Origin of the sequence: Pseudomonas kielensis (genome assembly GCF_030505375.1) — a bacterium.
Taxonomy (GTDB): Bacteria; Pseudomonadota; Gammaproteobacteria; order Pseudomonadales; family Pseudomonadaceae; genus Aquipseudomonas; species Aquipseudomonas kielensis.
Genome location: NZ_CP130043.1, coordinates 3458014 through 3470868, shown reverse-complemented (window position 1 = coordinate 3470868; position 12855 = coordinate 3458014). Strand labels below are relative to the sequence as shown.

Genomic DNA, 12855 nt, shown 5'->3' with positions numbered 1-12855 from the left:
TTCATCGCTCCCTGGATGTAGACACTCGGCAGCCTGAGAGAAGCTGCGACAGGACCAGAGAGTAAGCGCCAGGCTCAACACTCGTTAGTCAATTCCTGCCGGCTTCTTGCACAATCCTGCACCGACCGCCGGCACACCGCGGTGCCGAGCGCCTCTACCCGATGAAGATGACAAGGGTGTTTCAAGCAACGATCGCCGCCCTTTGCCCCGGTCCTGCAGACGGCAATGACCACCACGGCAGGATCAGGCAAGTTTTACGCAGGATCGGCCTAGCCCCTCGACTTGCACAAACTTAAGCTATGCCCATCCCATCAGCCTTGCCAAGGATGTTCGCCATGTCACCTGTGGATACAACCCACACGCCGCTGGACGCCAGCCTGGAGCACCAGCGCGCGGAACTGGCGACCATCATCCGACGTAACACCCAGGAGGACGGCAGCTACGCCACCGCCATCGACGCGCTGGTGCTGTCACGCCATAGCCAGTCCCACAATTTTGCCCCGGTGCTCGCGCAACCGGCGTTGTGCATCATGGCCCAGGGGCGCAAGGAGGTGCGGTTGGCCGACGAGCTGTTCGATTACGACCCGCTCAACTACCTGGTGGTCTCGGTCTCGATGCCCCTCAGCGGACGGGTGGTGGATGTCTCGCCCGAAGCGCCGATCCTGGCCTTGCGCCTGGACATCGACCCGGCAGAAATCACCGCGTTGATTGCCGACGCCGGTCCCCTCGGCGTGCCCGCGCGCCCCACCGGGCGCGGCCTGTATGTCGAAAAACTGGATCAACCGATGCTCGACGCCGTGCTGCGCCTGGCACGCTTGCTGGACACCCCCAAAGACATCGCCATGCTCGCGCCACTGATCCGCCGGGAGATTCTCTACCGTCTGCTGCGCAGTCCCCAGGGCCACCGGCTGTATGAAATTGCCATCGCCAACAGCCAGAGCCATCGCATCAGCCAGGCGATCAAATGGCTCAACGGCCACTTCGAGCAGCCGCTGCGCATCGATGATCTGGCCCGCGAAGTCAACCTGAGCGTCTCGACCCTGCACCACCGGTTCAAGGCAATGACCGCCATGAGTCCGCTGCAATACCAGAAGCAACTGCGCCTGCAAGAAGCGCGGCGCTTGATGCTGGCCGAAGGCCTCGACGCCTCGGCGGCGGGATACCGCGTGGGCTATGAAAGCCCCTCGCAGTTCAGCCGTGAATACAGCCGGCTGTTTGGCGCACCGCCGCTGCGGGACCTGGCGCGGTTGCGCCTGTCTGTCTGACCAGACCTGATGGCCCCATCGCGAGCAAGCTCGCTCCCACATTAGAGGAGCGAGCGGTCAGTCAGGCGCCCAACACGCGGCAAGCCTCGGACGGGATGGTCACCGACACCGGATTGCCAATGCTCAGCCCAATGCCCTGGCACGGTGTGCTCAAGGCCGTCAGCGAGACCCCGGAGCACTCCACCGTGGTTTCGATGGTCGCGCCGATATCCCGCACAAACGTCACCTTGCCCAGCAGACGATTGCCCGCCGTCGCCTGGGGATGGGACAGTTGCAGGTCCTCGGGACGTACCAGCATCTTGAGCTTCTCGCCGACCACGATACTGCTGCAGATCGGCACCGACAGCGCGTCACCGCCCGGCAAGCTGACCCTGCCGTTGCCCAGCGCGGTGGCCGGGAAGATGTTGCCCGAGCCGATGAAGTCCGCCACGAACGCGTTGGCCGGATGCCGGTAGATTTCGATCGGCGTGCCGATCTGCTGGATCCGGTGCTCGCCCAGGACCACCACGATGTCGGCCATGGTCATGGCTTCGCGCTGATCATGGGTGACCATGATGGTGGTGATGTTCAGGCGCTGTTGCAGTTGGCGAATTTCCACCTGCATCGACTCCCGCAGCTTGGCGTCCAGGGCGGACAGCGGCTCATCGAGCAGGAGGATTTTCGGGTGCGCGGCAATCGCCCGGGCAATCGCCACCCGCTGGCGCTGGCCACCGGAAAGCTTGGCCACCGGGCGATCGATCATCGATTGCAACTGGATCAGCTCCAGCAACTCCACCACCCGCGCCTGCTGCTCGGCCTTGCTCACGCCGCGCAGTTTCAGCGGGTAGGCGATGTTCTCGCCCACCGTCATGTGCGGAAACAGCGCCAGCGACTGAAACACCATGCCGAAGTTGCGCAAGTGCGCCGGGGTGTGGCCGATGTCCTCGCCGTCCAGGCGAATCTCGCCACCACTGAGGGTTTCCAGGCCGGCGATCATCCGCAGCAAGGTGGTTTTGCCACAGCCCGAGGGGCCGAGAAAACACACCAGCTTGCCCTCGGGCAAATGCAGGTTGACGTCCCTGACCGCGCAGGCCGAGCCGTAGTATTTCTCGACGTTTTCCAGAATCAGACCAGTCATGTGAATCACCTCAAGCAATCAGAAGGAAACGCCGCCTTCGCCCACCAGTTTCTCCAGCGCCCAGATCAGGACGAAGTCGATCAGCACGATCAGCACGGCAAACGAAAAGACGGTGGGGTCCAGCGATGACACCGTGCGGCTGTACATCCAGATCGGCACGGTCATGACATCGATGGTGTAGAGGAAGTAGGTCACCGTGAACTCGTTGAACGAGACGATGAACGCCAGCAGCATCCCGGCCAGGATCCCCGACTTCATCAAGGGCACCACCACATCGACGATCGCCCGGGTCGGCGAGGCGCCGAGCATCTGCGCCGCCTCTTCGACTTCACTGCCGATCGACAGCATCGCCGCCGTGCAGTTCTTCACCACAAAGGGCAAGGCCAGGATCACGTGGGCAATCACCAGCCGCGAGGTGGTCATCTGGAACGGCAGGCTGTCGAACACCAGCAGCAAGGCCAGGCCCAGCACCACCATCGGGAACACCAGCGGCAGCGACATCAGTTGCAGGGCCACCGCCTTGCCGCGGAACTCGCAACGGGTCAGGGCATAGGCCGCCGGCACTGCGATCAGCGTGGCGAACACCATGGTCAGGCACGCCACCATCAAGCTGGTGCTCATGGCCTTGCCCAGACTCAGCACATCGCTGGCATCCGGCGAGACAAAGGTGTGCCAGGCGGCCTTGTACCATTGCAGGCTGTAGCTGCTGGGCGGGAAGTCGAGGTTCGACGCACCACTGAACGACATGACGATCATGGTCAGGATCGGCAGCACCGCCAGCAGCAGGATGAAACCCGACAACACGCCCGCCAGCTTGCCGGTGTCGCCCGGCAACAGCGCCAGACGTGGCTTGAACAAACGACTCATAACGAAGCCTCCAGCATGCGCCGGCGACGGCCGGTGACGTATTCAGACAGGGTCATGATCGCCAGCGTGGTGACAATCAGCACCACGCCGGCAGCGGATGCGGCGGGCCAGTTCATCAGTGGGGCGATCTGGTCGTGCACCATCACCGCCAGCATCGGCACGCGGCGGCCACCGAGCAGCAAAGGCACCACGAAGCTGCTGGCGTTGTAGGCAAACACCAGGGTCGCACCGGTGATGATGCCGGGCAGGCTCATGGGCAGCACCACCTGGCGAAACACCTGCAGGCGGCTGGCGCCGAGGGTCGCGGCGGCTTCTTCATAGCTGCGGGCGACCCCGCGCATGGCACTGGCAATCGGCAGTACGGCCAGGGGGAACGCGGTTTGCACCAGGCCCATCAATACGCCGTTCTGGTTGTACAGCAGCATGATCGGCCGCTTGATCAGGCCCAGGCCCATCAACGCCTGGTTGAGCATCCCCCCCGGGCCGAGAATCACCAGCCAGCCATAGCTCTGCAGCAGCAGGTTGACCAGCAACGGCAACAGCACCGCCGCCAGGAACACCCGTCGCAGCAAGGGCGACGTCAGGCGCGACATGGTGTAGGCCACCGGGATCGCCAGCACCACGGCGATCACTGCGCTGATCAGCGCCAGGCGCAGGGTCAGCAGCAAGGACTTGAGGTAATAGGGTTCCAGCAACTGGGCGTAACTGGCCAGGCTGAAGCCGCTCCACTCCGCACCTTTGGTGCCCACGCTCATGCGCAGCACCAGCAGGCTGGCCGCTATCAGCACACCGAGGAACAGCATCGAAGGCGTGAGGAAAAACCAGGCACGCGCCGTCGGCGAAACACCCCGGTTGCGGCGCACGACAGCAGCGCCGACCGGGTGGGTCAGGGGTTGGTGTTCCATAGCAATGATCTCGTCAATGGAAAGCAACTGACAAATACAGACCTCAAGGGCACTTTGGCCCCTGTGGGAGCAAGCTTGCTCGCGATGACTGCAGGGCAGTCGCCAATGGTGTCGACTGACACTGCACTATCGCGAGCAGGCTCGCTCCCACCGGGAATCCTCAGTGGCTGAAGGTCCTGTGGTGGTCACTCGATCAGGAAGAAAAGATTTCCGTGTAACGACGAATCCATTGGTCGTGCACGCTCGCCAGGAAGGCGTTGTCGTGCATGATCGCCTTCTCGGCAATCTGCTCCGGCGTCAGGATATACGGGCTCTTGCGGGCCTCGGCGGAGATGATGGCCTTGGCGTTGACCGGGCCGTTGAAGATGTCTTCGGCCATCTTGCCCTGGACCAGCGGGTCCAAAGAGTGGTCGATGAAGGCGTAGGCCAGGTCGGTGTCGCCGGGACGGTTCTTCGGCATCACCGACAGCATCAGGTCGGTGTAGAAACCTTCCTTCATGCCAAAAGTAGCGCCCAGGCCGTAGGCCGGATCGCGGATCTGCTTGGGGAAAAACGCCGGTGCGTACAGCCCGCCCATGTCCAGGGACCCGGTGCGGAACAGCTCAGCGATCTGGTTGGGGTTCTCCCCCAGGGTCACGACCCGGTCCTTGAGCTCGGCAAGCTTCTTGAAGCCCGGCTCGATGTTGTGTTCGTCACCGCCGGCCAGTTTCGCGGCGATGATGATCAGGTCCATGGCCTCGGTCCAGTTCGGCGGCGGCAGGAAGATATTCGGCGCCAGCTCTGCATCCCATAACGCGGCATAGCTGGTTGGCGCTTCACTCAGGGTGCGGGTGCTGTAGACCAGGCTGTTGCACCACAGCAGGTAACCAATGCCGTGGCCGTTGGCACCGGTGCGGTATTTTTCCGGTACGTCGAGCAGGTTGGGAATGCGGTTGAGGTCGGGCTTTTCCAGCAGGCCGGCGGCGGCCAGGCCTTCGGCACCGACCCCGGCCAGGGTGATGATGTCGTACTGCGGGCGATCACCTGCGGCCTTGAGCTTGGCGACCATTTCCGAGGTGCTGCCGGTGCGGTCGGCGATGACCTTGGCGCCGGTCTTGGCCTCGAAGGTCGCGGCGATGTTGCGCAGTGCCGCCAGGCCCGTGTCATCGGACCAGGTCAGCAGACGCAGGGTCTTGCCTTGAAAGCGCGTGTCACTGGCGTTGGCGCGGATGAACGGCATGCTCATGGCGGCGGCCGCCACCGAGGCAACCCCAACGGTCTTGATGAATTGTCTTCTGTTCAGATCATGCTCGCCCATAAAGGACTCCCTCTATTGTTGTTGATTTGAGGTGGCTGCATCCCTTGCGACCGCGCTGTTCGACCGCTGCCAACCCCAGTGTTACCGGGGCTTTGGCGATGTCGGCGGGTTCATCCTGAGGTCACGCCCTGGGCGCAACAATCGAAAAAAAATCATTGAAGCCATGTCCCGCACGCATGCCTCGTGACGAGGCATGCGTGGCCCGTTTTCGGGCGCTCAGACCGCGCGTATAACGTGTTTGATTTCCTGGAAAGCCTGCAAACCCCACGGCCCCAACTCGCGGCCGAGACTGCTCTGTTTGTAGCCACCCCAGGCCGCCTGCGGGAAGATCACCTGCGGCGCGTTGATCCATACCAGGCCCGCCTGCAGGGCGTTGGCGACCCGCTGCGCCGCGCTCGCGTCACCGCTGACGACACTGGCCACCAGGCCGAACTGGCTGTCGTTGGCCAACGCGATGGCTTCCTGCTCGCTGGCAAAACGGCGCACACACAGCACCGGGCCAAAGATCTCTTCGCACCACAGCGCACTGTCCAGGGGCACGTCGGTGAACACCGTCGGCTGCAAAAAATACCCGCGCGGCAGGTCCGCCGGACGCCCGCCACCGCACACCAGGCGCGCACCGGCGCTCAGGCCGCGATCGATGTGGCCCAGTACCCGCTGGTACTGCGCCTGATTGACCAGCGCGCCCATCTCCACCTCGGGGTCGAACGGATCAGCGACCCGGATCGACTCGGCACGGGCTTTCAGGCGTTGCAGGAACTCATCCGCCAGCGCATCGGCCACCAGCACCCGGCTGGTGGCGGAACACATCTGCCCGGCGTTGAAGAACCCGCCGCCACTGGCCAGCTCCACCGCCAGGTCGAGGTCGGCGTCGGCCATCACCAGCAACGACGACTTACCGCCCAGCTCCAGGCTCACGCCCTTGATGGTTTCCGCCGCACGCTGCATGACCTGGACGCCCACCGCGTTGCTGCCGGTGAAGGAAATCTTCGCCACCCGCGGATCGCTCGACAGCGGTGCGCCCACCGCCAGGCCGGTGCCGCAGACCAGGTTGAACACGCCGTTGGGCAAACCGCTGCGGGCGATGATCGCCGCCAGCTCCAGCTCCGGCAACGGGGTGACCTCGGAGGGCTTGAGCACCACGCAGCAACCGGCGGCCAGGGCCGGCGCGAGTTTCCAGGCGGTGGTGACCATGGGGAAATTCCACGGCACGATCAGCCCGACCACGCCGCAGGGTTCCCGGCGTACGCGGGCGGCAAACGCCTCGCTCGGCAGCTCCAGCGGGCTGTCCTGGCTGGCGTCCAGCGCCTCCGCCAGGCCCGCGTAATATTCGAAAGTGGCGATCACGTCATCGACGTCGATCCCGGCTTCAAACAGCGGTTTGCCGTTGTTGCTCGACTGCAGGTACATCAGCCGCTCCCGGCCGGCCTGCACGCCCGAGGCAATACGACGCAGGATGGCCCCTCGCTCGGCGCCCGAGGTGTTCGACCATTGGGCAAAGGCTGCGGTGGCGGCACTCAGTGCGCGATCGACCGCGCCTTCGTCGCCGCCGTTGACCGTGGTCAACAGGGCTTCGGTCGCCGGGTTGATGACCCGCAGGTGCTCGCTGCCCGCCGACCATTGGCCATCGATGTACACACCGTCCAGGGTGATCGGGAAGCTCATGCCAACACCGCCTTCTGCCATTGGTTCTGGTCGATCTCAATCAGGCTCGGGCCCTGGCGATCCACTGCGGCACGCAGCGCCGCACGGAGTTCATCCACCCCGTTGACGGTCTGTGCCGCACAGCCCAGGCCCTTGGCCACGGTGATGAAATCCGGGGTGTAGATGTCGACGCCCACCGGTTCGATGGCACGGTTGACCATGTACTTCTTGATCTCTTCGTAGCCGTTGTTATTCCACAGCAGGACGATCACCGGCGTGCGCGCTTCCACGGCACTGGCCAGTTCCGGCAAGGTGAACTGCAGGCCGCCGTCACCGATCAGGCACACCACCGGAGGCCGGGTGTCGCGTGCCTGGCCACCGCCGAGCCAGGCGCCGATGGCCGCCGGCAGGGCATAACCGAGGGTGCCGTAACCGGTGGACGAGTTGAACCAGCGACGCGGGCGCTGCGGGTTGAACGTCAGGTTGCCGCTGTACACCGGCTGGGTCGAATCGCCGACGAATACCGCCTCTGGCAAGACCTCCTGCACGGTGTGCAGGAACAGGGTCTGGGCCAGGGTCGGGGCGTCCCAGGTGCTTGCCAGTTCAGCCCGCAGGCTGGCGGCACGGGCCTGGCCCCAATCGCTGCGGCGCTCGGCCAGGGCATGCTTGGTCACGCCGTCGAGCAGGGCCTGGGCGGCATATTGCGCATCCGCCACCAGCGCGACTTTCGGCGGGTAGTTGCGCACGGTCTGGTCCGGGTCGATGTCGACCCGCAGCAGCGTCCCGGGAATCTCGAAGCCGCCGGCAAAGGTCACGTCGTAATCGGTTTCCGCCAGCTCGGTGCCGATCGCCAGCACCACATCGGCGTCCGCCACCAGGGCACGGGTGGCCACCAGGGACTGGGTCGAGCCGATCAGCAAGGGGTGCTCTGCCGGCAACATGCCTTTGGCATTGATGGTCAGGGCCACCGGCGCGTCCAGCAACTCGGCCAGGCGGGTCAGCTCGGCGGCGGCATCAATCGAGCCGCCACCGGCGAGAATCAGCGGACGCTGGGCGTTTGCCAGCCACTCACTCATCTGCGCCACGGCCGACGGCGCGGCACCCGCGCGAGTAATGCTCACTGGCTGGCTATCGAGCAGGAAATCGGCGTCTTCCACCAGCACGTCGAGGGGAATCTCGATGTGCACCGGACGCGGGCGCCCGGCCTGGAACAGGGCGAAAGCCCGGGCCAGCACGCCCGGCAGCTCGGCGGCCGACATCAGCGTATGAGAGAACGCTGCCACACCCGCCACCAGGGCACCCTGGTTCGGCAGTTCGTGCAACTTGCCACGACCACCGCCCAACTGGCTGCGCGACTGCACGCTGGAGATCACCAGCATCGGGATCGAGTCGGCATAGGCCTGGCCCATGGCCGTGGTGATGTTGGTCATGCCGGGGCCGGTGATGATGAAGCACACCCCGGGTTTGCCGCTGGTGCGGGCATAGCCGTCGGCCATGAAGCCGGCGCCCTGTTCATGGCGCGGGGTGACGTGGTTGATGCTCGAACGGGCCAGCCCGCGATACAGCTCAACGGTGTGGACCCCGGGAATGCCGAACACCTGCTCGACCCCGTAGCCTTCGAGTAACTTGACCAATACTTCGCCGCACGTCGCCATGTCTTTGCCCTTCTTGTTCGTTGAGACGCTGACCCCGCGCGACATTTTTTGCTGCGCGACGGGGCTCAGTCATGGCGTTATTGGAACGGTCCGCGGGTAGCCGCAACAATCGATAAAAAGTCATACTCGCCATGTCCTCACCTCATGCCTTGGCGTCCCATGAAACGACTTCCTCCCCTCCCCGCCCTGCACACGTTTCTGATCACGGCCCAGTGCTGCAATTTCACCCGGGCGGCCGAGCAGTTGCACATCACCCAGGGTGCCGTGAGCCGGCAGATCGCCGGGCTGGAAGAACACCTGGGGTACACGCTGTTCCACCGCCAGGCACGGGGCTTGAGCCTGACGGCTGAGGGCCAGGAATGGCTGCCGCGCATCCAGCAGGTGTTCGGGCTGATCGACGAGGCGGTGGAACAGGTCGGCGCGCACCGCGAAACCCTGCAGCTCAAGGCCCCGACCTGCGTGATGCGCTGGTTGCTGCCACGGTTGCTGCAATGGCAGAAGGAGCGTCCGGACGTGCCGGTGGAGCTGACCACCACCGTGCACCATGGGGTGGATTTTCACCGCGAACAGTTCGATGCCGCCGTGATGTACGGCGTACCACCGGACAGCACGCTGGCGTCGCTGCGCCTGTTCGATGAACAACTGACGCCCGTCTGCTCCCAGCCGCTGCTCGATGGCCCGGTGCCGCTGCGCAGCCCGGCAGACCTCGACCAGCACTTGCTGCTGCACCCCACGCGGGATCAACGGGACTGGAAAGCCTGGCTGAAAGCCGCGGACGTCAACCTCAGTACGGTGGGCAAGGGCCAGCACTTCGAGACCCTCGACCTGGCGATGTCGGTGGCGTCCCAAGGTACCGGGGTGGCGATTGGTGACTGGTCGTTGATTGGCGATGACCTGAGTGCCGGACGGCTGGTCATGCCCTTTGCGCTGAAGGTGCGCACGGGGCTGGCGTACTACCTGGTGTTCCCGCAGAAACCCGGGCCATCACCGCAGTTGCGCGAATTGATGGAGTGGCTGGTGTTGCAGGCGCAGGCGCGTTGAGCTGCCGGAGCGCCACTGTTCTCCCTGTGGGGCGAACCGGGCGGCGCTCCGTCTGGTCGCGATGGGGCCGGCACAGCCAACATCGATGGTCCCTGACACACCACTATCGCGAGCAAGCTCGCTCCCACAAGCTTGATGGCTGTATGCAAAATCTGCGAGCACCAGGCCCTGTGGAAGCGGGTTCCAGCTCCCTGCTCAGTAGCCGACGTTGAAGCGCTGGCGCGAATGGGCGGGTTGCTCGACTTCGTCCAGCAGCGCAATGGCGTAGTCGGCGAAGGTGATCCAACTCTTGCCCTCGGCACTCACCAGCAGTTCATCCCGGCCAAGACGGAAACGGCCGGTACGCTCGCCTTCGACAAACAGCGCCGACGGTGAAAGGAAGGTCCAGTCCAACTGCTGCTCCTGGCGCAGCGCGTCGAGAAACATCGCTCCGGCACTGGCCTCGGCCTTGTACTCGGCCGGGAAGTCCGGGGCGTCGATGACTCGGCTGCCATCTGGCAACAACAATGAACCGGCACCGCCCACCACCAGCAGGCGCTTGACCCCGGCCGCCTTCACCGGGCCGATCACGGCGCTGGCCGGGATGCTCGCGAAGTGCGCCGCGCTGATCACCAGGTCATGCCCGGCCACCGCCGCTTGCAAGGCGGGGGCATCCAGCACGTCGAGGCTTTGGCTCACGACACCTGCGCGGGCAGCGAGCTTCGAGGTGTCCCGGGCGATGGCGGTCACGCTATGGCCACGACGCAGGGCTTCTTCCAACAGTTGGCTACCGGCACGGCCGGTGGCGCCAATCAGTGCGATCTTGCTCATGAACAGTGCTCCAGTGATTGAGGTTGGCTAACGACAGGGTGACGACTCACCACTGCATCTCGCCCTTGGCGACTTTGGCGCTCAGCTCCAGGGAGCTTTCCTCGCCCAGGTTCGGGTAACGCTTGTGCATGGCGGCGATCAGTGCGGTGGAGTCCTTGGCCTTGGCGGTTTCTTCATCAAAGGCCTTGATGTACTCGGCGGTGAAATGCACGGCGGCCAGCGAGCGGCTGCTGTCACCCAGGTAGTGACCGGGAACCAGCGTCTGCGGTTGCAGCTTGACGATCTGGTCCAGGGTGCTCAGCCAGTCGGCATGGGACTGCGCGCTCTGGGTGTCCGCCATCCAGACGTGGATGTTTTCCGCGACCACCACGCCGCCAACCACCGCCTTGATCGACGGGATCCAGACGAAGCTGCGGTCCGGTTGCTTGCCGTCCAGGCCCACGATGTCCAGGGTCTGGCCTTCCAGGCTCAGGCTATGGCCCTTGAGCACGCCGGGGATGATGGTTTTAGCGGGGACGTCGGCGCCCATTTTCGGGCCCCAGAACTTGAGTTTGCCTTCAACCGTGGCCTTGATGTGATCCACCGTCGGTTGCGAGGCCAGCACCTTGGCGTTGGGGAATGCCGCTGTCAGGGTGTCCAGGCCGAAGTAGTAATCCGGGTCACCGTGGCTGATATAGATGGTGGTCAGTTGCTTGCCGCTGGCGCGGATTTTCTCCACCACCTGCTGGGCCTGGGACTTGCCGAACTGGGCATCCACCAGAATCGCTTCTTTTTCGCCGCTGACCAGCACCGAGCTCACCGGGAAGAGGGCTGCGGTGCCCGGGTTGTAGACATCCAGGGTCAATGCCGCAGTGGCGGCCGCGGCATGCGCGGCAAAACCGAGGGTGGCGGTGGCCAGTAAAAGGCGTTTGAAGGTGCTGAAACCGATCATGGTGCTGCTCCGTGTTCCGAGGGCCGGGTTTGGCGATGGGACAGAGCTTAGTTGCCTGACTCGCTACAAAAAATGCGATGCTTGGACATAGTTTGTTTCTGAAAGCGGGCAAATCATGGATCGTCTTCAAGCAATGCGCGTGTTCGTCAGCGTGGTCGACCTCGGCAGCCAGTCGGCGGCCGCCGACCACCTGGACCTCTCCCGCCCGGTGGTGTCGCGCTACCTGGCGGAACTGGAAGACTGGGTCGGCGCCCGGCTGATGCACCGCACCACACGCAAGCTGAGCCTGACCGCCGCCGGCAGCGAGATCCTGCCCCGCTGTCGGCAGATGCTTGAGCTGTCGAGCGACATGCAGGCCGCCGTCAGCGAGCCGGATGAGGCGCCACGCGGCCTGCTGCGCATCAGCGTCAGTACCTCGTTCGGCCAGGCGCAACTGGCCGATGCCATGGCCGCCTACGTCAAGCGCTTCCCCGGGGTCAGCATCGACCTGCAAATGCTCGACCGCACGGTGAACCTGGTGGATGAACGCATCGACCTGGCGATTCGCACCAGCAACGACCTGGACCCGAACCTGATCGCGCGGCGCCTGACCGTCTGTCGTTCGCTGATCTGCGCCTCCCCGGCGTACCTGCTCGAACACCCGGCACCGCAGCAGGTGGAGGACCTGCGCCTGCACAATTGCCTGACTCACTCCTACTTCGGCAAGAGCCTGTGGCACTTCGAGCAGGCGGGGGAACAGGTCTCGGTGCCGGTGCAGGGCAACATCAGCGCCAACGAGGCCAGCACCCTGCTGCGCGCCGCCATGGCCGGCGCCGGGATAGCCATGTTGCCCAGCTATCAGGCCCATGTGCACATTCGCCGTGGCGAACTGGTCCGCCTGCTGCCCCACGCCGAGCCACGGCAGATGAACATGTACGCGGTGTATGCCTCACGCAAGCACATGCCGGCGGCGTTGCGCAGCATGCTGGACTTTCTGGTGGTGAGGTTTCCGCAAGAGCCGGAATGGGACGAGGGGCTGTAGGCGCTATTGCGTCATCACGGCCCTGAATGTCCGCCTACAAGCGCAGGCTGTATTCATGGCATCCAGGCACAGCTGACCTATGCTGATAGGAGTACCCCCGGGTATTCGTTCAGAGGTCGATGCCATGAACATTAAAACAAGACGGTATTTCGCGATCTTCATTACCTGCACCGCCACACTGGCGCTGTATGGCACCGCCGCCTACCGCGTCGAACAGGCCAGGCAACAACCCAGGGTCGCGGCCAGTTGTGGCGTTGACCAGTGCATTCCACACAACGCGACCCTGAACGCCCTCAGGTAGA

At 64.3% G+C, this 12855-nt stretch carries 12 protein-coding genes; 4 read left to right on the top strand and 8 right to left on the bottom strand.

The window, feature by feature from the left end; translation table 11 throughout:
* Positions 1-335 precede the first annotated feature (335 nt).
* The gene (locus Q1W70_RS16205) at positions 336-1265 is read left to right on the top strand and encodes an AraC family transcriptional regulator (protein WP_166590727.1); all 930 of its coding nucleotides are present in this window, start codon (positions 336-338) and stop codon (positions 1263-1265) included.
* Between the two features lie 61 nt (positions 1266-1326).
* On the opposite strand, the gene Q1W70_RS16200 is transcribed toward Q1W70_RS16205, so the two are convergent.
* The 6 genes from Q1W70_RS16200 to Q1W70_RS16175 form a co-directional block, all read right to left on the bottom strand.
* Entirely contained in the window at positions 1327-2382 is a 1056-nt protein-coding gene (locus tag Q1W70_RS16200) for an ABC transporter ATP-binding protein (protein ID WP_182342048.1), read from the bottom strand.
* 18 nt (positions 2383-2400) lie between these two features.
* The gene (locus Q1W70_RS16195) at positions 2401-3249 is read right to left on the bottom strand and encodes an ABC transporter permease (RefSeq protein ID WP_166590729.1); all 849 of its coding nucleotides are present in this window, start codon (positions 3247-3249) and stop codon (positions 2401-2403) included.
* Entirely contained in the window at positions 3246-4154 is a 909-nt protein-coding gene (locus Q1W70_RS16190) for an ABC transporter permease (protein ID WP_166590730.1), read from the bottom strand. Before Q1W70_RS16190 ends, Q1W70_RS16195 begins: the two co-directional genes overlap by 4 nt.
* A 193-nt stretch (positions 4155-4347) precedes the next feature.
* The gene (locus Q1W70_RS16185; protein WP_182342051.1) at positions 4348-5451 is read right to left on the bottom strand and encodes an ABC transporter substrate-binding protein; all 1104 of its coding nucleotides are present in this window, start codon (positions 5449-5451) and stop codon (positions 4348-4350) included.
* A gap of 216 nt (positions 5452-5667) precedes the next feature.
* The gene (locus tag Q1W70_RS16180; protein ID WP_182342054.1) at positions 5668-7116 is read right to left on the bottom strand and encodes an aldehyde dehydrogenase family protein; all 1449 of its coding nucleotides are present in this window, start codon (positions 7114-7116) and stop codon (positions 5668-5670) included.
* Positions 7113-8750, bottom strand: a complete 1638-nt coding sequence (locus Q1W70_RS16175) for a 5-guanidino-2-oxopentanoate decarboxylase (RefSeq protein WP_185818732.1) — start codon at positions 8748-8750, stop codon at positions 7113-7115. The genes Q1W70_RS16180 and Q1W70_RS16175 overlap by 4 nt, the downstream gene beginning before the upstream one ends.
* Positions 8751-8909: 159 nt before the next feature.
* Between Q1W70_RS16175 and Q1W70_RS16170 the strand changes: the two genes are divergently transcribed.
* Complete coding sequence (locus Q1W70_RS16170) at positions 8910-9791, top strand: LysR substrate-binding domain-containing protein (protein WP_166590733.1); 882 nt, start codon at positions 8910-8912, stop codon at positions 9789-9791.
* Positions 9792-9986: 195 nt separating this feature from the next.
* On the opposite strand, the gene Q1W70_RS16165 is transcribed toward Q1W70_RS16170, so the two are convergent.
* A complete protein-coding gene (locus Q1W70_RS16165) occupies positions 9987-10601 on the bottom strand; it encodes an NAD(P)-dependent oxidoreductase (protein ID WP_302097581.1) in 615 nt (204 codons plus the stop codon).
* 46 nt (positions 10602-10647) lie between these two features.
* Positions 10648-11532, bottom strand: coding sequence for an MBL fold metallo-hydrolase (locus Q1W70_RS16160; protein WP_166590735.1), 885 nt, complete (start codon positions 11530-11532; stop codon positions 10648-10650).
* 115 nt (positions 11533-11647) lie between these two features.
* On the opposite strand from Q1W70_RS16160, the gene Q1W70_RS16155 reads away from it, so the two are divergent.
* Both Q1W70_RS16155 and Q1W70_RS16150 read left to right on the top strand, forming a co-directional pair.
* Positions 11648-12553, top strand: coding sequence for a LysR family transcriptional regulator (locus tag Q1W70_RS16155; protein WP_206684659.1), 906 nt, complete (start codon positions 11648-11650; stop codon positions 12551-12553).
* A 124-nt stretch (positions 12554-12677) separates the two neighbouring features.
* Complete coding sequence (locus Q1W70_RS16150; protein ID WP_166590737.1) at positions 12678-12854, top strand: hypothetical protein; 177 nt, start codon at positions 12678-12680, stop codon at positions 12852-12854.
* Position 12855 lies beyond the last annotated feature (1 nt).

Coding starts and splice junctions, on each gene's coding strand:
- Q1W70_RS16185 (WP_182342051.1), bottom strand. CDS start 5,451: ATGGGCGAGCATGATCTGAACAGAAGACAATTCATCAAGACCGTTGGG.
- Q1W70_RS16170 (WP_166590733.1), top strand. CDS start 8,910: ATGAAACGACTTCCTCCCCTCCCCGCCCTGCACACGTTTCTGATCACG.
- Q1W70_RS16195 (WP_166590729.1), bottom strand. CDS start 3,249: ATGAGTCGTTTGTTCAAGCCACGTCTGGCGCTGTTGCCGGGCGACACC.
- Q1W70_RS16175 (WP_185818732.1), bottom strand. CDS start 8,750: ATGGCGACGTGCGGCGAAGTATTGGTCAAGTTACTCGAAGGCTACGGG.
- Q1W70_RS16165 (WP_302097581.1), bottom strand. CDS start 10,601: ATGAGCAAGATCGCACTGATTGGCGCCACCGGCCGTGCCGGTAGCCAA.
- Q1W70_RS16200 (WP_182342048.1), bottom strand. CDS start 2,382: ATGACTGGTCTGATTCTGGAAAACGTCGAGAAATACTACGGCTCGGCC.
- Q1W70_RS16190 (WP_166590730.1), bottom strand. CDS start 4,154: ATGGAACACCAACCCCTGACCCACCCGGTCGGCGCTGCTGTCGTGCGC.
- Q1W70_RS16155 (WP_206684659.1), top strand. CDS start 11,648: ATGGATCGTCTTCAAGCAATGCGCGTGTTCGTCAGCGTGGTCGACCTC.
- Q1W70_RS16150 (WP_166590737.1), top strand. CDS start 12,678: ATGAACATTAAAACAAGACGGTATTTCGCGATCTTCATTACCTGCACC.
- Q1W70_RS16180 (WP_182342054.1), bottom strand. CDS start 7,116: ATGAGCTTCCCGATCACCCTGGACGGTGTGTACATCGATGGCCAATGG.
- Q1W70_RS16160 (WP_166590735.1), bottom strand. CDS start 11,532: ATGATCGGTTTCAGCACCTTCAAACGCCTTTTACTGGCCACCGCCACC.
- Q1W70_RS16205 (WP_166590727.1), top strand. CDS start 336: ATGTCACCTGTGGATACAACCCACACGCCGCTGGACGCCAGCCTGGAG.